Annotated in this window: 23 protein-coding genes; 13 read left to right on the top strand and 10 right to left on the bottom strand. The window is 67.0% G+C overall.

The genetic code is table 11. The features are described 5' to 3' along the window. Nucleotides 1-13: 13 nt before the first annotated feature. Entirely contained in the window at nucleotides 14-1,135 is a 1,122-nt protein-coding gene (locus PCQ86_RS05605) for a cupin domain-containing protein (protein ID WP_270175044.1), read from the bottom strand. A gap of 53 nt (nucleotides 1,136-1,188) precedes the next feature. On the opposite strand from PCQ86_RS05605, the gene PCQ86_RS05600 reads away from it, so the two are divergent. Next, on the top strand, nucleotides 1,189-1,713 hold the full coding sequence (locus tag PCQ86_RS05600) for an FKBP-type peptidyl-prolyl cis-trans isomerase (protein WP_011804443.1): 525 nt from the start codon (nucleotides 1,189-1,191) through the stop codon (nucleotides 1,711-1,713). A 97-nt stretch (nucleotides 1,714-1,810) separates the two neighbouring features. Here PCQ86_RS05600 and PCQ86_RS05595 read toward each other — a convergent pair whose 3' ends face one another. From PCQ86_RS05595 to coaBC, 3 genes are all read right to left on the bottom strand, one after another. Continuing rightward, on the bottom strand, nucleotides 1,811-2,308 hold the full coding sequence (locus PCQ86_RS05595; RefSeq protein WP_015912649.1) for a glycine zipper 2TM domain-containing protein: 498 nt from the start codon (nucleotides 2,306-2,308) through the stop codon (nucleotides 1,811-1,813). A 165-nt stretch (nucleotides 2,309-2,473) separates the two neighbouring features. Next, complete coding sequence (gene dut / locus PCQ86_RS05590) at nucleotides 2,474-2,920, bottom strand: dUTP diphosphatase (RefSeq protein WP_270175043.1); 447 nt, start codon at nucleotides 2,918-2,920, stop codon at nucleotides 2,474-2,476. Between the two features lie 97 nt (nucleotides 2,921-3,017). After that, entirely contained in the window at nucleotides 3,018-4,238 is a 1,221-nt protein-coding gene (gene coaBC, locus PCQ86_RS05585) for a bifunctional phosphopantothenoylcysteine decarboxylase/phosphopantothenate--cysteine ligase CoaBC (protein ID WP_270175042.1), read from the bottom strand. Between the two features lie 91 nt (nucleotides 4,239-4,329). Between coaBC and PCQ86_RS05580 the strand changes: the two genes are divergently transcribed. The 6 genes from PCQ86_RS05580 (at nucleotide 4,330) to PCQ86_RS05555 (ending at nucleotide 9,298) form a co-directional block, all read left to right on the top strand. Beyond that, entirely contained in the window at nucleotides 4,330-5,988 is a 1,659-nt protein-coding gene (locus PCQ86_RS05580; RefSeq protein ID WP_270175041.1) for a CTP synthase, read from the top strand. 15 nt (nucleotides 5,989-6,003) lie between these two features. Then, nucleotides 6,004-6,861 (top strand): 3-deoxy-8-phosphooctulonate synthase, encoded by an 858-nt coding sequence (gene kdsA / locus PCQ86_RS05575; RefSeq protein WP_220638631.1) that lies wholly within the window; start codon nucleotides 6,004-6,006, stop codon nucleotides 6,859-6,861. 4 nt (nucleotides 6,862-6,865) lie between these two features. After that, nucleotides 6,866-7,156 (top strand): DUF1330 domain-containing protein, encoded by a 291-nt coding sequence (locus PCQ86_RS05570; RefSeq protein WP_103737324.1) that lies wholly within the window; start codon nucleotides 6,866-6,868, stop codon nucleotides 7,154-7,156. Nucleotides 7,157-7,239: 83 nt separating this feature from the next. Next, complete coding sequence (gene eno / locus PCQ86_RS05565; RefSeq protein ID WP_015912643.1) at nucleotides 7,240-8,526, top strand: phosphopyruvate hydratase; 1,287 nt, start codon at nucleotides 7,240-7,242, stop codon at nucleotides 8,524-8,526. Between the two features lie 26 nt (nucleotides 8,527-8,552). Further along, on the top strand, nucleotides 8,553-8,837 hold the full coding sequence (locus PCQ86_RS05560) for a septum formation initiator family protein (protein WP_011804436.1): 285 nt from the start codon (nucleotides 8,553-8,555) through the stop codon (nucleotides 8,835-8,837). Further along, nucleotides 8,834-9,298 (top strand): hypothetical protein, encoded by a 465-nt coding sequence (locus PCQ86_RS05555; RefSeq protein WP_011804435.1) that lies wholly within the window; start codon nucleotides 8,834-8,836, stop codon nucleotides 9,296-9,298. Before PCQ86_RS05560 ends, PCQ86_RS05555 begins: the two co-directional genes overlap by 4 nt. Before the next feature lie 93 nt (nucleotides 9,299-9,391). Here PCQ86_RS05555 and hslO read toward each other — a convergent pair whose 3' ends face one another. Both hslO and PCQ86_RS05545 read right to left on the bottom strand, forming a co-directional pair. Then, nucleotides 9,392-10,378 (bottom strand): Hsp33 family molecular chaperone HslO, encoded by a 987-nt coding sequence (hslO, locus tag PCQ86_RS05550; protein ID WP_088887469.1) that lies wholly within the window; start codon nucleotides 10,376-10,378, stop codon nucleotides 9,392-9,394. A 32-nt stretch (nucleotides 10,379-10,410) separates the two neighbouring features. Then, complete coding sequence (locus tag PCQ86_RS05545; RefSeq protein ID WP_011804433.1) at nucleotides 10,411-10,935, bottom strand: gamma carbonic anhydrase family protein; 525 nt, start codon at nucleotides 10,933-10,935, stop codon at nucleotides 10,411-10,413. 49 nt (nucleotides 10,936-10,984) lie between these two features. Between PCQ86_RS05545 and PCQ86_RS05540 the strand changes: the two genes are divergently transcribed. From PCQ86_RS05540 to PCQ86_RS05530, 3 genes are all read left to right on the top strand, one after another. Beyond that, entirely contained in the window at nucleotides 10,985-11,791 is an 807-nt protein-coding gene (locus PCQ86_RS05540; protein ID WP_252102229.1) for a ferritin-like domain-containing protein, read from the top strand. A gap of 147 nt (nucleotides 11,792-11,938) precedes the next feature. Then, nucleotides 11,939-13,210: an EAL and HDOD domain-containing protein gene (locus PCQ86_RS05535; RefSeq protein ID WP_270175040.1), complete on the top strand. Its 1,272-nt coding sequence runs from the start codon at nucleotides 11,939-11,941 to the stop codon at nucleotides 13,208-13,210. A 50-nt stretch (nucleotides 13,211-13,260) separates the two neighbouring features. Then, the gene (locus PCQ86_RS05530; protein WP_270175039.1) at nucleotides 13,261-14,556 is read left to right on the top strand and encodes an EAL and HDOD domain-containing protein; all 1,296 of its coding nucleotides are present in this window, start codon (nucleotides 13,261-13,263) and stop codon (nucleotides 14,554-14,556) included. 50 nt (nucleotides 14,557-14,606) lie between these two features. Here the strand turns inward: PCQ86_RS05530 and PCQ86_RS05525 are convergent, their stop codons facing one another. The 3 genes from PCQ86_RS05525 to PCQ86_RS05515 all read right to left on the bottom strand — a co-directional run bounded on the left by PCQ86_RS05525 (nucleotide 14,607) and on the right by PCQ86_RS05515 (nucleotide 17,594). Next, nucleotides 14,607-15,584, bottom strand: a complete 978-nt coding sequence (locus PCQ86_RS05525; RefSeq protein ID WP_252102226.1) for a Bug family tripartite tricarboxylate transporter substrate binding protein — start codon at nucleotides 15,582-15,584, stop codon at nucleotides 14,607-14,609. A gap of 79 nt (nucleotides 15,585-15,663) precedes the next feature. Next, nucleotides 15,664-16,563: a site-specific tyrosine recombinase XerD gene (gene xerD / locus PCQ86_RS05520; RefSeq protein ID WP_220638627.1), complete on the bottom strand. Its 900-nt coding sequence runs from the start codon at nucleotides 16,561-16,563 to the stop codon at nucleotides 15,664-15,666. 68 nt (nucleotides 16,564-16,631) lie between these two features. Beyond that, nucleotides 16,632-17,594 carry a tripartite tricarboxylate transporter substrate binding protein BugE gene (locus PCQ86_RS05515; protein WP_270175038.1) on the bottom strand — a complete coding sequence of 321 codons (963 nt, stop codon included), beginning with the start codon at nucleotides 17,592-17,594 and terminating at the stop codon, nucleotides 16,632-16,634. Between the two features lie 152 nt (nucleotides 17,595-17,746). Between PCQ86_RS05515 and PCQ86_RS05510 the strand changes: the two genes are divergently transcribed. Next, nucleotides 17,747-18,664 carry an AEC family transporter gene (locus tag PCQ86_RS05510; RefSeq protein WP_011804426.1) on the top strand — a complete coding sequence of 306 codons (918 nt, stop codon included), beginning with the start codon at nucleotides 17,747-17,749 and terminating at the stop codon, nucleotides 18,662-18,664. 54 nt (nucleotides 18,665-18,718) lie between these two features. Here PCQ86_RS05510 and queG read toward each other — a convergent pair whose 3' ends face one another. Then, nucleotides 18,719-19,804 (bottom strand): tRNA epoxyqueuosine(34) reductase QueG, encoded by a 1,086-nt coding sequence (queG, locus tag PCQ86_RS05505; protein ID WP_047350037.1) that lies wholly within the window; start codon nucleotides 19,802-19,804, stop codon nucleotides 18,719-18,721. Here queG and tsaE point away from each other — a divergent pair. Then, entirely contained in the window at nucleotides 19,787-20,296 is a 510-nt protein-coding gene (gene tsaE, locus PCQ86_RS05500; RefSeq protein WP_270175037.1) for a tRNA (adenosine(37)-N6)-threonylcarbamoyltransferase complex ATPase subunit type 1 TsaE, read from the top strand. The two genes, queG and tsaE, sit on opposite strands and share 18 nt — an antisense overlap. Further along, nucleotides 20,293-21,741, top strand: coding sequence for an N-acetylmuramoyl-L-alanine amidase (locus tag PCQ86_RS05495; RefSeq protein ID WP_011804424.1), 1,449 nt, complete (start codon nucleotides 20,293-20,295; stop codon nucleotides 21,739-21,741). The genes tsaE and PCQ86_RS05495 overlap by 4 nt, the downstream gene beginning before the upstream one ends. Nucleotides 21,742-21,766 lie beyond the last annotated feature (25 nt).

The raw sequence follows: 21,766 nt of genomic DNA, 5'->3' as shown, positions 1-21,766 counted from the left end.
CGGCGGCGACACGTCAGGCCTGCGCGCCCGCATGGGCCCAGCCTGCCTCGCACCAAGCGGACAGCAGCTCCAATGCTTCATCGCTCGCCCGCGCGAGGTCCCGCGAGTCCAGGAGACGCTCGTCGGCCAAGCGACGCATCAGTACCGCATCGCGACCGGCCGCGCGATAGCTTTCGCCGTTGATGAACACATGCCTGTCGTCATACATCATGCGCGTGCGCCGGTCCAGCACCACGCTCTCCAGCATGCCCGCCGGAGACGGCTCGAACCATACGTTGGGCTTGGGTTCGGTCAGAGCCTCGCCCAGTGCGCACTCCAGCGCCTGAGGCTGCTGCAACGCGCGCTGCACCACCTTGCGTGCGAAGTCTTGCAACTCGGCCGGGATGGCTCCCGGGTTCGCAACAGCGGACTGCTGTGCGTCACGGTAGATGACCCCCTCCTCTTCGGCCGCCGCCTCCGCCATGCGCTGCAGCACCTCATGCGCCAACTGGGCACCATTGGGCGAGCGAAAGCCGATGGAATAGGTCATGCATTCCCCCTCGGCAATGCCATCGTGGGCCCAGCCCGGGGGCAGGTAGAGCATGTCGCCGGGCTCGAGCACATGCTCTTCTTCGGGCTCGAAAGCCGCGAGGATCTTCAGCGGCAAGCCGGGGCGCAGCGTCTTGTCCTTTTGCCGGCCAATGCGCCAGCGCCGCCGCCCATGGGCCTGCAGCAGGAAGACGTCGTAGTTGTCGAAATGCGGCCCCACGCCTCCGCCGTCGGTGGCGTAGCTGATCATCAGGTCATCAAGCCGCGCCTCGGGCACGAAACGGAACTGCTGTAGCAGCGCGTGCACGGCATCGTTGTGCAGATCCACGCCTTGCACCAGCGCGGTCCAGCGCGGCGTGGCCAGGGACGGCAGGGAGCGGCGTGCCAACGGCCCGTGGCGCAGCACCCATTGGCCGGCCTTATCCTGGATGAAGCGCGACTCCACACCGTCCTGCCCCGCCAGCTCCAGCAGTTCGGCGCGGCTCAACAGCGGCTTGAAGCCGGGGATGGCCTGGCGCACCAGCAGCGGCTTCTTGTGCCAGTGGCGGCGCATGAACTGCGCCGGGCTCAGGCCCCCGAGCAGGGCCAGCGGTTGTTGAACGTCCATGGAATCGAAATGGCCGCGCGCGCGGCAGGGCAGTGAACTGCGACAATTCTCCTATGGAAATTACCGAACAATGTGTGGTCGCCTTGACCTGGGTCCTGAAAGACACGCTGGGCGAGGAACTGGATGTGCTCGACGATCCCGTGGAATTCCTCGTGGGGGGCGACGACCTGCTGGGCCGCATCGACCAGGCCCTGCAGGGCCATGGCGTCGGCGCCGAACTCTCGCTGCACCTGGAGCCCGAGGAAGCTTTTGGGGACTACCAGGACAAGCTGCTCTTCCTGGAGCCCCGCCAACTGTTTCCCGCGGATATCGAAGAAGGCATGACGTTCGAGGGAACGGCTTTGCCCCAAGGCGTCAACCCCGATGCACGGCGCGACGCGCTGTACACCGTGGCGCAGATCTACCCTGAGCACGTGGTGCTGGACGGCAACCATCCGCTGGCAGGCATCGCACTGCGGCTGCAGCTCAAGGTGCACGCGGTGCGCGAAGCCACGGAGGAAGAAATCGGCCGTGGCACAGCGGGCACGGGGTTCTTCCGCATTCAGCCGCAGGCGCCGGGCAGCGACCTGATCCACTGAACCACGCACCTTTCGACACACAGCAGCCCCAAAAAAACGGGCTCCCCTCGGGAGCCCGTTGTGTGTGCGCGGCGCCGCCATCGGCGCGTCAATCGTCTTACATGCGTGATATCTGTCCGCCATACAGCCGCACGCGGTCGCCGGTGCGCAAATCGCCTGGCGACGGCACTTCGTACACCCGCTGGCCGCCCCGGTCCAGGTTCACCGTGATGCGATAGGCCTCGTAATCGCCGGTGTTATTGCGGCCTTCGATAGCGTTGCCCGCCACCGCGCCACCCACGGCCCCGATGGCGGTAGCCGCCGTGCGGCCGGAGCCCGAGCCAATTTGATTGCCCAGCACGCCGCCCACGACGGCACCCAGGATCGCGCCAGCGCCGGACGTGCGGTTGCGCGCCTGCAGTCCCTCGATGTAGGCCACGGTGCCGTACTCGGTACCTTGCTGGTTAGGGTAGGTGGTGTATCCCGGCGCCGGTTGGCTGGTGTAACCGGGCGTCGGATGGTAGTCAGAATAGCGCGGCTGTTCGGCGCAGGCGACCAGTGCGCCAGCCACCAGCGCGGAGCCGGCCAAGGCGATGAAGCGGGAATGAGGACGCATGGAAATCTCCTTGGTTTAACAATGCAAGCATGGCTACATGAAAGCGGCCACCCATTGGGAGATTGAAGCACCACAGCATCCTGCACACTGCCGGCCACGCCCGGCGGGCCTCGTAGTGAAGTGCGCACCCGCCATGTAGGCAGGGGCCGACAGCGGCGCTGGCGCTCAGTGCTTGCCCGTGGAGCCGTAGCCGCCCTCACCGCGCTCGCTGGCCGGAAACTCCTGCACCACGTTGAACTGGGCTTGCACCACCGGCACGATGACCAACTGCGCCAGGCGCTCCATGGGTTGCAGGGTGAAGGCCTGGGGGCTGCGGTTCCACGCGCTGACCATGAGTTGCCCCTGGTAGTCGCTGTCGATCAGGCCCACCAGGTTGCCCAGCACGATGCCGTGCTTGTGACCCAGCCCCGAGCGCGGCAGGATCAGCGCGGCATAGCCCGGGTCCTGAAGGTAGATGGCGATGCCCGTGGGCACCAATTGCCAGGCGTTGGGCTCCAGCGTGAGCGGCGCATCCAGGCACGCGCGCAGGTCCAGCCCCGCGCTGCCGGGCGTGGCATACGTTGGCAATTGATCCACCATGCGGGGGTCGAGAATCTTGACGTCGATTTTCATGGGAGCAGAGGTTCAAAGGAATGGTCGAGCGGCGTCACGCCGGCAGCACCGCGAGCCGAGCCCGCGATCATCGCCCAACCGGTGCGCCCCTACCCGCTCAAACGGCGGCAAGGCGCCGCGCGATCTCCGCCACGAGCTGATGGCCCAGCGCCTCCTTGGAAGCACGGGGCAGTTCACGATGGCCCTGCGCGTCGACCAGCAGCAGCGCATTGTCGTCCTGCCCGAACGTGGCCGGGCCGATATTGCCCACCAGCAACGGCACGCCCTTGCGCTCGCGCTTGGCGCTGGCATGCTCCAGCAGGTTCTCGCTCTCGGCGGCAAACCCCACACAGTACAGACGGCCAGCGCGCGCGCGTTCGGTGCGCGCCACCGTGGCCAGGATGTCGGGGTTCTCCACAAACTCCAGCGCCGGCACGTCGCCCGTGCCGTCTTTCTTGATCTTGTGCAGCGCAGCAGTGGCGGGACGCCAGTCCGCCACCGCGGCCGTAGCTATGAAAATAGTAGCTTCTCGCGCTTGCTCCTCAACGATTGCAAGCATATTTTTTGCTGAACGCACGTCGATGCGGCGCACGCCCCGCGGGGTGGGCAGATGCACCGGCCCGGCGACCAATGTGACCTGTGCGCCAGCGGCACGCGCCGCGCGGGCAATCGCAAAGCCCATCTTGCCGCTGGACAGGTTGGTGATGCCGCGCACCGGGTCAATGGCCTCGAAGGTGGGGCCAGCGGTAATCAGCACGTGCTGGCCCGTAAGCAACTGGGGGGTGAAGAAGGCCTCCAGTTCCTCCAGAATCTCCGCGGCCTCCAGCATGCGGCCGTCGCCCGTCTCGCCACAGGCCTGGTCACCAAAGCCCACGCCCAGCACCGTTGCGCCGTCGCGCGCCACCTGGGCCAGGTTGCGCTGAGTGGCCGGGTGGCCCCACATCTCGCGGTTCATGGCGGGGGCCAGCAGCAACGGCACCCGATCCCGGGGCCGTGCCAGACACAGCAGGCTCAATAACTCGTCGGCCCGCCCCTGCACCAGCCGCGCGATGAAGTCCGCGCTGCACGGCGCAATGAGGATCGCGTCCGCCTCGCGGCTCAGGTTGATATGGGGCATGTTGTTCGCCTCGCGCGCGTCCCACTGCGAGGTGTAGACGCTGCGTCCCGACAGCGCCTGCATGGTCACGGGCGTGATGAACTGCGCAGCCGCCTCGGTCATGACCACCTGCACCGTGGCGCCGGCCTTCACCAGCAGCCGGCACAGATCCGCCGATTTGTAGCAGGCCACGCCGCCGCTCAAGCCCAGGACAATGTGTTTGCCAGCCAACTGTTCGTTCATGGGGGCGCAATTTAGCAGAGGGCATGGCCCCTGCCACTGCATCCCTGCAGTGGGCTGATTACAATCCCAATTTCCCACCACCATCAAAGACATGACCAAATTCGTCTTCGTCACCGGCGGTGTGGTGTCTTCCCTGGGCAAGGGAATCGCCTCAGCCTCCCTTGCCGCGATCCTCGAATCGCGGGGTCTCAAAGTCACCCTCATCAAGCTCGACCCGTACATCAACGTGGACCCGGGCACCATGTCGCCCTTCCAGCATGGTGAGGTCTTCGTGACCGACGACGGCGCCGAAACCGACCTGGACCTCGGCCACTACGAGCGCTTCATCGAAACGCGCATGAAGCAGGCCAACAACTTCACCACCGGCCGCATCTACCAGTCCGTGCTGGAGAAGGAGCGCCGCGGCGACTACCTTGGCAAAACCGTGCAGGTGATCCCGCACGTGACCAATGAAATCCAGGAGTTCATCAAGCGCGGCGCCGGCATCGGCACGCCAGACGCCGTGGACGTGGCCATCTGCGAGGTGGGCGGCACGGTGGGCGACATCGAGTCGCTGCCCTTCCTGGAGGCGGTGCGCCAGCTCTCGCTGAAGCTGGGCCCGAACAATTCGGCCTTCGTGCACCTGACCTACCTGCCGTGGATCGCCGCGGCCGGCGAACTCAAGACCAAGCCCACGCAGCACACCGTGCAGAAGCTGCGCGAGATCGGCATCCAGCCCGACGCACTGCTGTGCCGCGCGCTGCACGCCGTGCCCGAGGAAGAGAAAGAGAAGATCTCCCTCTTCACCAACGTGGCCGAATGGGGCGTGATCTCCATGTGGGACGTGGACACCATCTACAAGGTGCCGCGCATGCTGCACGAGCAGGGCCTGGACGGACTGATCTGCGACAAGCTGCGCCTGAACACACCGCCCGCCAACCTCAAGCGCTGGGACGACCTGGTGTATGAGACCGAGCACCCGCGCGGCGAGGTGCAGATCGCCATGGTGGGCAAGTACGTGGAACTGTCGGACGCCTACAAGTCCGTCAACGAGGCGCTCAAGCATGCAGGCATGCAAAGCCATGTGCGCGTGAAGATCACCCACCTGGATTCCGAGACCATCACCGACGACAACGCCGCGCAACAGCTGGCGCAATACGACGCGATCCTGGTGCCCGGCGGCTTCGGCAGCCGCGGTGTGGAGGGCAAGATCTCCACCGCCCGCTATGCCCGCGAGCACAAGGTGCCCTACCTGGGCATCTGTCTGGGCATGCAGGTGGCCACCATTGAATATGCGCGCAATGTGGCGGGCCTGGCGGGCGCCAACTCCACCGAGTTCGACGCACACTGCAAGCACCCCGTGATCGCCCTCATCACCGAGTGGAAGGACGAGGACGGCACCATCAAGACGCGCGATGCCAACTCCGACCTGGGCGGCACCATGCGCCTGGGCGCGCAGTCCTCCGACGTGCAGCCGGGCACGCTGGCCCATAGCATCTACGGCGACGTGGTGACCGAGCGCCACCGCCACCGCTACGAGGCCAACGTGCAGTACCTGGACAAGCTGCGCACCGCCGGCTTGGTGATCTCGGCGCTCACGCAGCGTGAGCACCTGACCGAGATCGTCGAGCTGCCCAAGAGCGTTCACCCCTGGTACATCGGCGTGCAGTTCCACCCCGAGTTCAAGTCCACGCCCTGGAGCGGCCACCCGCTGTTCAACGCCTTCATCAAGGCGGCCGTGGAACACCAGAAGCCAGCGGCGAAAGCCTGATTGGAAGGAAAGCCCATGCAGCTGTGCGGATTCGACGTTGGCCTTCAACATCGCTTTTTTCTGATCGCGGGCACCTGCTCCATTGAAGGCCTGGAGATGTCCCTAGACGTCGCAGGCCAGCTCAAGGAAGCCTGCGCGCCGCTGGGCATCCCGCTGATCTACAAGGGCTCGTTCGACAAGGCCAACCGCTCGTCCGGCACCAGCAAGCGCGGTGTCGGCCTGGATGCCGGTTTGAAGATCCTGGACGAAGTGCGCCGCCAGCTGCAGTTGCCCATCCTGACCGATGTGCACGACACCTCGCACGTGGCCGAGGTGGCCAGCGTGGTTGATGTGCTGCAGACTCCCGCCTTCCTCTGCCGGCAGACGGATTTCATCCGCGCCGTGGCGCAGTCCGGCAAGCCGGTGAACATCAAGAAGGGCCAGTTCCTTGCGCCCTGGGACATGAAGAACGTCATCGACAAGGCCCGCGCCGCCGCGCGCGAGGTGGGCCTGTCGGAAGACCGCTTCCTGGCCTGCGAGCGCGGCGTGAGCTTTGGCTACAACAACCTCGTGGCCGACATGACCAGCCTGGCCGAGATGCGCAATTCCGGCGCGCCCGTGGTGTTCGACGTGACCCACTCGGTACAGAAGCCCGGCGGCCTGGGCGCCGTGAGCGGAGGCGCGCGCGACATGGTGCCCGTGCTGGCCCGTGCCGGCGTGGCCGTCGGCGTGGCGGGCCTGTTCATGGAAACGCACCCCAAGCCCGCCGAGGCCTGGTCGGACGGCCCCAACGCCGTGCCGCTCAAGCACATGCGCGCGTTGCTTGAAACGCTGGTGGCGCTCGACGACGTGACCAAGAAGAACGGTTTTCTCGAAAACAACTTTGGAGCCTGACACCATGCCCAGCGGCTACATCATCGCCAACGTCCGCGTGACCAACCCCGCGCAGTACGAGGAATACAAGAAGTGGTCCACCGCCGCCTTCGCGGCGCACAACGCCGAGATCTGCGTGCGTGGCGGCCAGGTGGAGGTGATGGAGGGCGACTGGCAGCCCGAGCGTGTGGTGATCGCCAAGTTCCCCAGCTTCGAGGCGGCCAAGGCGTTCTACCATTCGCCCGAATACGGCAAGGCCCGTGCGGCGCGCGAGGGCGCGGCCATCATGCGGCTGGTGTGCGTCGAAGGCCTTTGACGCTACCCATTTGATAGCTGCCAGCGCTTGATGGAAAAGCGCTAGCGGCCAATTTGATTAAAAACTCCCGCAAAAGGAAACCCATGAGTGCCATCGTTGACATCGTAGGCCGCGAAGTGCTGGACAGCCGCGGCAATCCCACCGTCGAATGCGACGTGCTGCTGGAATCGGGCGTGATGGGCCGCGCGGCCGTGCCCTCGGGCGCGTCCACCGGCTCGCGCGAAGCCATCGAGCTGCGCGACGGCGACAAGGCCCGCTACCTGGGCAAGGGCGTGCTCAAGGCCGTGGAGCACATCAACACCGAGATCAGCGAGGCCGTACTGGGCCTGGACGCCTCCGAGCAGGCCTTCCTGGACAAGACCCTGATCGACCTGGACGGCACCGACAACAAGAGCCGCCTGGGCGCCAACGCCATGCTGGCCGTCTCCATGGCCGTGGCCCGCGCCGCCGCCGAAGAGTCCGGCCTGCCCCTGTACCGCTACCTCGGCGGCATGGGCGGCATGCAGCTGCCCGTGCCGATGATGAACGTCATCAACGGCGGCGCGCACGCCAACAACAGCCTGGACCTGCAGGAGTTCATGATCATCCCCGTGGGCGCACCGAGCTTCCGCGAGGCCGTGCGCTGGGGCGCCGAGGTGTTCCACGCGCTCAAGAAGATCATCCACGACAAGGGCATGAGCACCGCCGTGGGCGACGAAGGCGGTTTTGCGCCTTCCGTGGAAAACCACGAAGCCGCCATCCAGCTGATCCTGCAGGCGATTGAGGCCGCCGGCTACACCGCGGGCGAGCAGATCGCCCTGGGCCTGGACTGCGCCGCCAGCGAGTTCTACAAGGACGGCCAGTACGTCCTGGAAGGCGAAGGCGGCCTGCGCCTGACCGCCCAGCAGTGGACCGACATGCTCGCCACCTGGTGCGACAAGTACCCCATCATCTCCATCGAAGACGGCATGGCCGAGGGCGACTGGGACGGCTGGAAGACCCTGACCGAGCGCCTGGGCCAGAACGTGCAGTTGGTAGGCGACGACCTGTTCGTGACCAACACCAAGATCCTGAAGGAAGGCATCGACAAGCGCATCGCCAATTCGATCCTCATCAAGATCAACCAGATCGGCACGTTGACCGAGACCTTCGCCGCCATCGAGATGGCCAAGCGCGCCGGCTACACCGCCGTGATCAGCCACCGCTCGGGCGAGACCGAGGACTCGACGATCGCCGACATCGCCGTGGGCACCAACGCCGGCCAGATCAAGACCGGCTCGCTCTCGCGCTCCGACCGCATCGCCAAGTACAACCAGCTGTTGCGCATCGAAGAAGACCTGGGCGACATCGCCTTCTATCCCGGCCGCGCCGCGTTCTACAACCTGCGCTAAGCCCACCCGCGCCGCTGCGCCCCGCCATGGGCACACGCATCGTTCCGCTCGCCCTGCTGCTGCTCCTCGTGGGGATCCACGCGCAGCTGTGGACCGGGCGCGGCAGTGTCGGCCATGTAGAGGACATGCGCCGGCAGATCGCCGCCCAGCAGGCGGCGAATGCGCAGGCGCGCCAGGCCAATGAGCGCCTGGCCGCCGAAGTGCAGGACCTGAAGGACGGCCTGGAGATGGTCGAGGAAAAGGCGCGCAGCGAACTGGGCATGGTCAAGCCTGGCGAGATCTACGTGCACGTCACCCCGGCCCGCAAGTGAGCCTCTCGCCCGGCCCCGTGCCCGGCGCTGCGGCGGTGCGCATCGCGATCCTGGGTGCGCACGCGCCCGCCTGCACCGCCTTACGCGACGGCATCGCTCAGCACTGTCCCGCGCTCGCAGTCGCGGCGGCCGGCCCCGATCTGCCAGCCCTGCCGGCGGACCTCACGCTGCTGTGCGCACTGGACCTTCCCGATGCACACGAGCTGCAACTGCGCGCCGCGCTGGCTCAGGCCGGCACGGCCTACCAGGTGCTGTACGGGCCGCCAGCGGCGCAACTTCGCAATGCACTGCACGCTATTGATTTAATAGCTACTCGCGCTTTCCCATCAAGCGCAGAAGTCGAATTGAAACCTGAACCCAGCCGTCCTCGGCTGCGCGCTTGGGGTTGCGAAGAATGCGTGGAGCCCCAGTGCGAGCACCGGCTGTTCACCGCGCTGCGCGGCCTGGGTGCAGAGGCGTGAGGCGGACGCTTCACGCTCGTTGAAGCGCGACCACCTGCAGCGCCGCGGCGCGCAAGGCTGGCTCGCAAAAGCCGCCCAGAGCGGCCGCCTGGATCACTGCATGCGCGACGGCGCGGGCGGCTGCTTGTGCGGATCGGTGAACAGCTGCGCGGCATCCACCGGGTCGAAGTGGTACTGCTGGCCGCAGTATTCGCAGCCCACCTCGATGTTGCCACGCTCCTCCAGGATGCTCTCGACCTCTTCCGTGCCCAGGCTGCGCAGCATGTTGCCCACACGCTCGCGGCTGCAGGAGCACGCGAAGCGCGGGCCGCTATCGCCCTGCTGAGGCGCAAAGCGCAGCAGTTTTTCCTCCCAGAACAAGCGGCGCAGGATGGTGTCCACGTCCAGCGTGAGCAGCTCCTCACGCGTGAGGCTGCTCGCCAGCGTGGCGATACGGTTGTAGTCCTCGTTGCGGCCGATCTGGTCCTCGTCCTCGCGCCCATGGCCGCCGGCCAGGTTGGCCTCGCCCTTCAGGGGCATGCGCTGGATCAGCACGCCCGCGGCCACCTGGTCGTTGGCAGCCAGCACCAGCGTGGTATCGAGCTGCTCGGACTGCAGCATGTAATGCTGCAGCACGTCGCTGAGCTTGTGCAGCTTTTCCTGGTGGTCGCCATACAGCGGCACCACACCCTGGTAGGGCTGCTGGCCGGGCAGACGGTCCTTGGGGTCCAGCGTGATGGCGCAGCGCCCGCCGCCGCCCACGTTCACCATGTCCGGCAGGCCCGCGTTCGCGGGCAGTTCGCCCGACACCGACGCGGTGGCGCGCAGGCTCAGGTCGGACTGCACCTCGGCCACGGCCAGCTTGACCGGGCCGTCACCAAAGACCTGCAGCACCAGCGCGCCGTTGAACTTGATGTTCGACTGCATCAGCACGCCGGCGGCGGCCATCTCACCCAACAGCTCGCTCACGGGCGCCGGGTATGGCCCCGTTTCGGTGTTGGCCGCGCGGCGGCGCAGCAACTCTGTCCAGGCGTCGGTCAGGCGCACGATCATGCCGCGCACGGGCAGGCCATCAAACAAAAACTTGTGCAGTTCGGACACGCAGTATTTCCAGTCAATCAACGGCCGGGCTATTACCCCAGCTTGCGCAGACCCGCCTTGAAGCGGCGCGCGTTTTCCATGTAATGCCGCGCACTCTGGCGCAGCCCTTCGATCTGCTCGGGTGTGAGCTGGCGCACCACCTTGGCCGGACTGCCCAGGATCATCGATCCGTCGGGAAATTCCTTGCCTTCGGTGACCAGCGAGCCTGCACCCACCAGGCAGTTGCGGCCGATCTTCGCGCCGTTGAGCACGATGGCGCCAATGCCGATCAGTGATTCATCCCCGACGGTGCAGCCATGCAGCATGACCTGGTGGCCCACGGTGACGCGCTCACCGATCACCAGCGGCTGGCCGATGTCGGCGTGCAGCACGCTCGCGTCCTGCACGTTGGTGCCCGCGCCGATGGTGATGCGCGCCGTGTCGCCACGCACCACGGTGCCGAACCATACGCTGGCGTCCTCGCCCAGCACCACGTCGCCCATCACCTGGCCACTGTCGGCCACCCAGGCCGATGCGGCCACCTGCGGCGCCACGCCGTCGAGTTCATAGATCGCCATCGCTTGTCTGTCTCCGTTGTTTGTGTAGGGGGAACCTAGAATTGTAGGGATGGAGCTTCGCCAACGTGCCCTGGAGGTCTTGCGCCTCTGCGACCCTGAAGAAAAATCGGCCGCAGCGCTGGATATGTATACGCAAGCAGCTCGCATTTCAATAGCGACGGAAATGCGTCTCACCGCCCCGCCCGCCGACACCCTGCCCGGCCGCCCCGCGCGGCCGCAGCTGCTGCACCACACCGCCGTGGCACGCCGCTCGCCCGCCACGCCCGAGGGGCGCGCGGTGCTGATCCACGCCATCGCCCATATCGAGTTCAACGCCATCAACCTCGCGCTGGACGCCATCTGGCGCTTTGCCGGCATGCCCGAGACGTTCTACCGCGACTGGCTGCGCGTGGCGGCCGAGGAGGCGAAGCACTTTCGCCTGCTGCGTGACCACCTGCGCCGGCAACTGCACCATGACTATGGCGACTTTCCCGCGCACCAGGGCCTGTGGGGCATGTGCGAGAAGACGGCCGACGACATCGTGGCGCGCATGGCCCTGGTGCCGCGCACCCTGGAGGCGCGCGGACTGGACGCCACGCCGCTGATCCAGCACAAACTGCGCCAGGTCGGTACACCGGACGCGCTGGCCGCCGTGGCGATCCTGGACACCATCCTGCGCGAGGAAGTGGGCCACGTGGCCATCGGCAACCACTGGTACGGCTGGCTGTGCACGCGCGCCGGACTGGACCCCGTGGCGCACTACGCCGCGCTGGTCCAGCGTTACGAAGCCCCCCGCCCGAAGCCGCCGCTGAACGAGGCGGCACGCCGCGCCGCCGGTTTCAGCGAGGCGGAGATGCGCTGGCTGCAGCACGGCTGAATCGCCTCCAGCCGCACTGCCATCCCCGAGCCATCGGGGGTTCTTCCCTACAATGCCAGCAGCGATACGCCACGCCGCTGCCGCCAGCCCTCGCGCCTGCGGCGGGCATCCGCATCGCCCGGTATTCCGCACACGCCCAGGCATTCCATGACGAACTCCACACCTCCCGCTTCTCCCTCGGCGGCCGGCGCCTCCCAGGCTGGCAGCACCGGCTCCATGATCGCCCGGCAGGCCATCATGAACGGCCAGCAGGCGGTCGTCGGCTACGAACTCTTCAACCGCTCGCGCTCCACCGTCGGCCACACGGCCGCCAGCGACGTGATCCTGGTCTTCACCGCGCTGTCGCATGCGGGCACCGAAGAGCTGATGGGCAAGATGCTGATTTTCGTGAACTGCACCCACGAAAGCCTGACGGGCGGGCACCTGGAACTGGTGAACCCCGACAAGGTGGTGCTGGAGATCCCTCCGCTGGGCCACGTGGCCGCAGCCGAGGTGCATGCGCGGCTTCCCATCCTGCAGGCGCTGCGCAGCCGGGGCTTTCACCTCGCCTTCAATCACACGGTGCTGGAATCCACCTACGCGCCCTGGCTGCCGCTGGCCGACTACATCAAACTCGACATGTCGGTGCTTGCGCGCGACCAGCTCGCGGTGCTGATCAACTACGCGGGGCGCCATTCCCAGGCCGAACTGATCGCGGAAAAGCTCGAAACTGCGCAACAGTACGACATGGTGTCGTCCATGGGCGTGGAAATGTTCCAGGGCTACTGGTTCTCGCGCCCCACGCTGGTGGAGGCCAAACTGCTCACCCCCGGCCAGGCGAGCATCGTGCAGCTGCTCAACCTGGTGCGCAGCCAGGCCAGTACCGACGAGATCGAAGAGGTCCTCAAAAAGGATGCTGGGCTGGCCTTCAACCTGATGCGCCTGATCAACTCCGCGGGGCTGGGCATGACGCGCGAGATCACCTCCTTTCGCCAGGCGGTGCTGCTGCTGGGACTCAAGAAGCTGTTCCGCTGGGCCGCCCTGCTGCTCACGGCGGTGCGCAGCGGCGGTACGCCCCCGGCCGTGGGGCAGACGGCCGTGGTGCGCGGCCGCCTCATGGAACTGCTGGCCCAGGAATTTCTGCCCGCCGAAGAAGCCGACCAGGCGTTCGTGATCGGCATCTTCTCCATGCTGGACCAGATGCTCGGCATGCCGCTGGCCTCCGCCGTGGGGCTGCTCAACCTGCCCGAAGAGCTGTCCACTGCCCTGCTACAACGCAGCAACGTGTACGGACAACTGCTGACGCTCGCCGAAGCCTGCGAGACCAGCGACGACCACACCTTCGACCAGATCGCCCAATCGCTCCACCTGACGAACCAGCAGATCAACTGGGCCCACTTGCAAGCCCTGGCCTGGGCGGACCAGATGGCGCCCGCCTGAGCCACTGCCGCGCCGACCTCCTAGAATCCAACGAACTTCCCACGCCATCCATGTCGAGCCTTCCAGACACCGCCGCACAGCTCCCCGCCGATTCCGCCCAGCCGTCACCCGAGGCCACCGAGGCGCAGAACCAGGTCGTCATCGCACGACAGGCCATCCTGGACGAACAGCGCACCGTCTTTGGCTACGAACTGTTCGACCGGTCCACCGCCGCGGACGCGCACACCGCCGCCAGCGATGCGGCGCTGCTGTTCAACGCGCTGTCGTATGCGGGCTCCGAGGCGCTGGTGGGCAAGAAAACCGTCTTCATCAATTGCACGCATGACAGCCTGGCCGGCGGACACCTGGAGCTGATCCACCCTGAAAAAGTGGTGCTGGAAGTACCCACGCTCGGCGCCCAGGCCACGGCCGAGCAGATCGAGCAGTACATCCCCACGCTGCAAGCGGTGCGCGCGCGCGGCTTTCGGCTGGCCTTCAACCAGGACGTGCTGCGGCGCGCCTACAGCAGCTGGGTGCCTCTGGCCTCGTTCATCAAGCTGGACATGCAGGCCTTCAAGCCGGAGCTCGCCGAGCCGCTCGTGAAGTTCGCCCAGGCCCACTCGCAGGCCACCCTGGTGGCCGAGAAGGTAGAAACGGCCGAACAGTACCAGCGCATGGCTTCGCTGGGCGTGAAGCTGTTCCAGGGCTACTGGTTCGCACAGCCCTCGCTGGTCAAGGCGCAAACCATCCGACCCTCGCAGGCGACCATCATCCAGCTCATCAACCTGGTGCGCCAGCAGGCCAGCACCGGAGAAATCGAGGAACTGCTCAAGAAGGACCCCACGCTGTCCTTCAACCTGCTGCGTTTCATCAATTCCTCGGGCTTCGGCCTGTCGTGCGAGGTGACCTCGTTCCGTCACGCGGTGATGATCCTGGGCCTGAAGAAGCTGTTCCGCTGGGCGGCGCTGTTGATGACGACCTCGCGCGCCAGCGGCTCGCCGCCCGCCGTGGGCCAGACGGCCGTGGTGCGCGGCCGCCTCATGGAACTGCTGGCCGCCGAGCTGCTGCCCCCCGAGGAATGCGACAACGCCTTCGTGGTGGGGGTCTTCTCGCTGCTGGATGCGATGCTGGGCGTGCCGCTGGAGCACGCCCTGGAAACGGTGGCCCTGCCCCAGCCGGTGCTTGACGCACTGCTGCACAACAAGGGCGTGTTCGCCCCCTTCCTGGAGCTCACCAAGGCCTGCGAAAGCGGTGACGACGAGGCTTTCGCGCGCACGGCCGAAGCGCTGCACCTGTCCAACCGCCAGGTCAACTGGGCCCACCTGCAGGCACTGGCCTGGGCCGAGAGCCTGACGGCCGACGAATAAACCCGATGCCCCCTGTGCGCGGGCCGGCCGGCGCGCGCACGGGGCAGCCGTCAGTTCAGGCGGATGTTGGCGGCGCGGATGATGCGCGCATTGCTCTGCGACTCCGCCGCGATCTGCCGGCGAAATGCCTCGGCGCTGCCGCCCGTGGGCACGTTGTCCGAAGCCTCCAGGCGCGCCTGGATGTCGGGCAGCGCCAGCGCACGGTTGATCTCGGCATTCAAGCGCTCCAGCACCGCGGCCGGCACGCCCGCTGGCGCGAACATGCCGAACACCGAATTCAGGTTGGCCGCGGGCAGGCCCAGTTCGCCCAGCGTGGGCACGTTCGGCAGGGTGGTCAGCCGCGCGGGCGCACCCACGGCCAGCGGGTGCAGCTTGCCCGCCTTGATCTGCTGCATCACGGCCGGGCCGGCGTTGGTGGACAGCACCTCGAACTGACCCGAAAGCGCATCGTTCAGTTGTTGCCCGCCGCCCTTGTAGGGCACGTGCGTGATCTGCACGCCGCTGCCCTGCATGATGTGTTCCAGCATGATGTGGCCCAGCGACGCCAGCCCCGATGTGGCCCATCGCACCTGGCCCGGCTGCGCCTTGGCGGTCGCCAGCAGGCTGCGGAAGTCACGCTCCTTGGCGGCCTGCGTGCCCAACAACAGCACGGGCGAGTACATCACGCTGGCCACGGGCACGATGTCGCGCGTTGCGTCGTACGGCGGCGTGCCCAGGTGCGGGTTGAGCACCAGCGGGCTGATCGCCGAGAAGCCCAGCGTGTAACCATCCGGCGCCGCCTTGGCCACCGCATCCATGCCGATGGTGCCGCCCGCGCCGGCCTTGTTCTCCACCACCACGGCCGTGCCCAGGCGTTCGGACAGTTTGTCGCCCAACGCGCGGGCGACCACGTCGCTGACGCCGCCCGCGGGATAGGCCACGATGATGCGGATGGGCTTGGCGGGCCAAGTCTGGGCCTGCGCGCCCAGAGGCAGCGCGGCAGCCAGCGCGAGGGAGGCCAGCACGCGACGGCGCACGGAATCTGTCATTGCAACTCCAGAGTTTCAAGAAAGAGCGCGATTTTTCACCCGTTTGCCACTGTCCGCCGGCACTCCGCGCCATGCCCCTTCAACCGCGCGGATGGTGCTGCGCATGCAACGCCTTCAGCCGCTCGCGCGCCACGTGGGTGTAGATGGTGGTGGTGGAAATGTCGGCGTGGCCCAGCAGCAGTTGCACCACGCGCAGGTCCGCACCGTGGTTCAACAGGTGCGTGGCAAAGGCATGGCGCAGCGTGTGGGGCGACAGCGGCGCGGTGATGCCTGCAGCCTGCGCGCATTTCTTGACGATGACCCAGAACATCACGCGCGACATGGCCGCGCCGCGCTGCGTGACGAACAGGTCATCCGTTTGCTGCCCGCCCAGGATGGCGCCACGCCCCTCGGCCAGGTAGCGCTGCAGCCAGCGGTGCGCCTCTTCGCCAAAGGGCACCAGCCGCTCCTTGCCGCCCTTGCCCATGACGCGCAGCACGCCTTCGGCCAGCCCCAGGTGGAAGGTTTTCAGCGTGACCAGCTCGCTCACGCGCAGGCCGCTCGCGTACATCAGCTCCAACATGGTGCGGTCGCGCAGGCCCAGCGGCGTGGCATCGTCCGGCGCATGCAGCAGGGCCTCCACCTGCGCCTGCGTCAGCGTCTTGGGCACGCGCAGCGGCTGGCGCGCGGCCTGCAGGCGCACTGTGGGATCGGCTTCGATGCGCCGCTCGCGCAATGCCCAGTGAAAGTAGCGCCGCAGCACGGTGAGGCGGCGGTTGGCCGACGTGGCGCGCGTTTGCGCGTGGCGGGCAGCGAAGTAGCCCTGCAGGTGGTGCTCGGCCGTGGCATCCAGCGCCAGCGGAGGGTTCTGCTGCGCCAGCCATTGGGCATACAGCGTGAGGTCCCGGCGGTAGGCGGCCAGCGTGTTGCGCGACAGGCCGTCCTCCAGCCAAAGGGCGTCGATGAAGGGGTCTATGGCGTTCTGGCTGTCGGGCAACATGGCGAAAACCATAGCATCAAAAAAACGCCCGCGGCAGGCGGGCGTTTTTCAGAGGGCTGGGGGCGCGCTTATTCCAGCGTGAGCTTCTGCTTTTGCACCACCTGCTTGTACACGCCGAACTCGGCCTTGATCTGCTCGGCGAACTGCTCGGGCGTGTTGGCGACGATGATCGAGCCGGTGTCCTCGATGCGCTTGCGCACGGCGGCATCTTCGAGCGCCTTCTTCACGCCGCCGTTGATCTTGTCCACCACCTCCTTGGGCAGGTTCTTGGGACCCAGAATGCCGTAGTAGGCCATGCGGTTCACCGGCTCCAGACCCACTTCCTTGAAGGTGGGCACATTGGGCAGTGCCGCCACGCGCTGCGGCGCGGACACCACGATGGGCACGAGCTTGCCGCTCTTGATGAAGGGCAGCGCCGAGGGCAGGTTGTCGAAGATGATGGGCACCTGACCCGCCACGGTGTCGTTGAGTGCCGGACCCGCGCCGCGGTAGGGAATATGCGTGACGAAGCTGTTGGTGAGGCTCTTGTACAGCTCCATCAGCAGGTGGCCGATGCCGCCTGTGCCCGAGGACGCGTACGAGTACTTGCCGGGGTTCTTCTGGATCTCCGCCAGGAAGGACTTGTAGTCCTTGGCCGGGAAGCTGGGATGCACCGCGATGATGTTGGGCGTGGCCGCGATGTTGATGATGGGCGTGAAGTCCGTGATCGGGTTGTACGGGATCTTGGAGTTGATGGCCGGATTGGTCGCCGTGGTGGACACGGTGGCCACGCCCAGGTTGTACCCATCGGGCGCTGCGCGCGCCGTTTCCTGCGCGCCAATCACGCCGCCGCCGCCGCCCCGGTTCTCCACCACCACCGACTGGCCGAGCGCGCGCGACAGTGGGTCGGCGATCACGCGGGCGATGATGTCGGTGGTGCCGCCGGGCGCGAAGGGCACCAGCAGCTTGACGGGCTTGTTGGGGTAGCCCTGGGCGAAGGCGGTGCCCGCGGTGGCCGCCAGCGCCAAAGCCAGCAGGTTGCGACGTTGCATGCGAAATCTCCTCATCAAATTGTGTTTGGTGGAAAAAACAGGGGGTAGGCGGCGATCCTACGGTGCCATGCCGCTTTGATCACCGCGGGCGCCGCGCTGATTTGTTGGGAGTTTCCCCAATGATTCGCGCCGCCGGCCTACAGCGCCACGGTATGCTGCGCGCCGTGAGTTACGTGCAGCTTCTTCTCCCGGATTTCTCGCTGATCCTGTTCGGCTACCTGCTGTGCCGCTACACGCCCCTCAACCGCTCCGTCTGGCAGCCGGTGGAAAGCCTGGTGTATTACCTGCTGTTCCCGGTGTTGCTGTTCCAGTCCATCGTCAAGAGCCCCATCAACGTGGGCGAGGCCACCGGCCTGGTGGTGGCTGGCGTGGGCACGGGCCTGTGCGGCGTGGTACTGGCCTACAGCCTGCCGCACCTGCCCTGGCTGGGCAGGCACATCGACCGGCGCGACCACGCAGCGGCGGCGCAGGTGGCCTTCCGTTTCAACTCCTTCATCGTGCTGGCCCTGGCCGAGCGCCTGGCGGGTGCGCAGGGCTTGCTCATGGTGGCGGTGCTGATTGGCGTGTGCGTACCGCTGCTGAACGTGGCCGCCGTGTGGCCCATGGCGCGCGGCGGCCAGCAGGGCTTCGTGCGCGAACTGCTGCGCAACCCGCTGATCATCGCCACGGCGACGGGGCTGGCGGCCAACCTGCTGGGCTTTCGCATCCCGCCGTGGCTGGAGCCCACGGTGGGTCGCATCAGCGCCGCGTCGCTGGCGCTGGGGCTCATGGCGGCGGGCGCGGGCATGCAGTTCGGCCTGCTCACGCGCAGCAAGCTGCTGTCCGTGTCGGTGTTGACCATTCGCCACCTCGCGCAGCCGCTGATCGCCTGGGGGTTCGCGCATCTGCTGGGGCTGGACGCCATACAGACCTCGGTGCTGATGGCGTTCTGCGCCGTGTCCACCGCATCCACCTGCTATGTACTCGCCGCACGCATGGGCTACAACGGCGCGTATGTCGCAGGCCTGGTCACGCTGTCCACCGTGCTGGGGGTGGTGAGCCTGCCCTTCGCGCTGGGCTTGTTGCGTTGACGCTATTTAATTAATAGCTACTCGCGCTTGTTCTGCAAGCGTTTCAGGCCATTTTTATTCATTTTCCTGTGCCAGCGCCCAGGCCACATGCTCGCGCACAAGCGGGCTCGGGTCATTGGCGCGCGCAGCCAGCGCGGCGCGAACGACAGGGTCGCGGGTCGCGCGCAACGCATTGCCCAGCGCCACGGCGATGTTGCGCAGCCAGCGCTCATGGCCGATGCGACGGATCGGGCCGCCCTCGGTCATGCGCAGGAAGGTCTCCTCGTCCCACGTAAACAGATGCACGAGCTGCTGCCCCACCAGCCCCGCGCGCACATCGAAATCGGGAAGGCTGCTGGTCTGCGCAAACTTGTTCCACGGGCAGATGAGCTGGCAATCGTCGCAGCCATAGATGCGGTTGCCCATGAGCGGGCGCAACTCCAGCGGAATGGGCCCGGCGTGCTCGATGGTGAGGTAGGAGATGCAGCGGCGCGCATCCAGGCGGTACGGCGCGATGATGGCCTGCGTGGGGCAGACGTCGATACATGCCTGGCAACTGCCGCAGTGGTGCGTGACGGGCTCGGTGGGTTCAAGGGGCATATCCACATAGATCTCGCCCAGAAAGAACATCGAGCCGGCCTCGCGGCTCAGCACCAGTGTGTGCTTGCCGCGCCAACCCTGGCCGCTGCGGCGCGCAAGCTCGGCCTCCAGCACCGGCGCCGAGTCGGTGAACACGCGGTGGCCAAAGGGCCCTACTGCCTCGGCGACACGGTCGCTGAGCTTTTGCAGCCGCGCGCGCAGCACCTTGTGGTAGTCGCGTCCCCGGGCGTAGACGGAAACCACCGCCTCGGTGGGTCGCGCCAGCCGGCCAAGTTCAATGGCCTGCCAGCCCTCGGAGGCTTCCAGCGCCATCGCGCGCGGCAGGTAGTCCATGCGCGCAGTGATCACGCTCACGGTGCCGGGCACCAGTTCCGCCGGGCGCGCACGCTTCAAGCCATGCGCAGCCATGTAATGCATCTCGCCATGGAACCCTTGGGCCAGCCATTGCATCAATCCGGGCTCGGCGGAGGACAAGTCCACGCCGGCCACCTTGATTTGGGAAAATCCCAGCTCGCGGGCCCAGCCTTGTATTTGAGGAACGAGTTGACTGCTGCACACCATCAACACCCGATTGTAAAAACGCCGCACTGCCTGTCGCTGCAATGGAAGGACGAGGACGACACGGCGCGCTTCGCCGTGCGCCTGGCCGCGCAGCCCGGCCTGCGCAATGCCTTCATCGCCCTGCATGGCGACCTGGGTGCAGGCAAGACCACGCTGGTGCGCCACCTGCTGCGCGCCCTGGGCGTGCAGGGGCGCGTCAAGAGCCCCACCTACGCCGTGGTCGAGCCGCACCAGGCACCAGGACTGAACATCTGGCACTTCGACTTCTACCGCTTCAGCGACCCGCGCGAGTGGGAAGACGCAGGCTTTCGCGACATCTTCGCCAGCCCCGGCCTGAAGCTGGCCGAGTGGCCTGGCCATGCAGGAACCCTCATCCCGCCTGCGGATATTGCTATTCACATTGAAGCGGAGGATGATTCAGCCCGGCACGTGACGCTGCGAGCCCACACGCCCCATGGCAGCGCCATACTGCAAGGACTGGACACCCCATGAGCGATGCCCGCCGCCCTTCCCCCCTTCACAGCCGCCGCACCCTGCTGCGCGCGGGTAGCCTGGTGCTGCTGCTGGGCACGCAACAGATCGCACGCGGCGCCACCATCGTCGCGGTGCGTGTCTGGCCCGCGCCCGACTATTCACGGGTGACCATCGAATCGGACCGCGCGCTCACGGCCCGCCAGACCTTCGTGGACACGCCGCCGCGCCTGGCCGTGGACATCGAGGGTATCGACCTCAACCCCTCGCTGCGCGAATTGGTCGCCAAGGTGCGCGCAGACGATCCCAACATCGCCGGCATCCGCGTGGGCCAGAACGCGCCCGGCGTGGTGCGCCTGGTGGTGGACCTGAAGCAGGCGGCGCGGCCGCAGGTCTTCACGCTGCAGCCCGTGGCCGCGTACCAGCACCGGCTGGTGTTCGACCTGTATCCCGCGCAGCCGCCCGACCCGCTGGAGGCACTGATCGCCGAGCGGCTGCGCGACGCCACCGCGCCGCTGCCCGGCAGCGCGGGTACGGGGCGCGCCATGGCAGTCACCCCATTGACGGACCCTCTGGGTGACCTGATCGCACGGCATTCCGCACCGCAGGCCATGCCCCCTGCCCTGCCCGTGCCGGGCACGGCGGTGGCAACCGCACCCGTGGCGCCGGCACCCGCCGCCCCGGCACGCCCTGCCGCGCCCGCCACCCCGCCTACGACGGCCCGCGCGGCGTATTCCACCGACCGCCTCATCATCATCGCGCTGGACCCCGGCCACGGCGGCGAAGACCCGGGCGCCATCGGCCCGCGCGGCACGCGCGAAAAGGACGTGGTGCTGAAAGTGGCGCACCTGCTGCGCGACCGCATCAATGCCACGCAGGTGGGCGGCAATCCCATGCGCGCCTTTCTCACGCGCGACGGTGACTTCTTCGTCCCGCTGGCGGCGCGCGTGGACAAGGCGCGGCGCGTGCAGGCAGACCTGTTCGTGTCCATCCACGCCGACGCCTTCACCACCCCGTCGGCACGCGGCGCCAGCGTGTTCGCGCTGAGCCAGGGCGGCGCGTCCAGCTCGGCCGCGCGCTGGCTGGCCAACAAGGAGAACGAGGCCGACCTGATCGGCGGCGTGAACCTGGGCGCCCAGCAGGACCGCCATGTGCAGCGCGCGCTGCTGGACATGAGCACCACGGCGCAGATCAACGACAGCCTGAAGCTCGGCAGCGTGCTGCTGGGCGAGATCGGTGGCATGGCCAAGCTGCACAAGCCGCGCGTGGAGCAGGCAGGCTTTGCCGTGCTCAAGGCGCCCGACATTCCCAGCGTGCTGGTGGAGACGGCCTTCATCAGCAACCCCGAGGAAGAGTCCAAGCTGCGGTCCGCCGCGTATCAAGAGCAATTGGCCGACGCGCTGATGCGCGGCATCGTCCGATACTTCGCGAAAAACCCGCCGCTGGCGCGCAGCCGCACCGTCTGAGCAGCGCGGCCGTGCCGGCGGCCAG

Source organism: Diaphorobacter sp. ED-3 (genome assembly GCF_027625375.1).
Lineage (GTDB): Bacteria > Pseudomonadota > Gammaproteobacteria > Burkholderiales > Burkholderiaceae_C > Diaphorobacter > Diaphorobacter nitroreducens.
The sequence above is the reverse complement of the archived record's forward strand: the minus strand, read 5'-3'. Positions and strand labels throughout refer to the sequence as shown.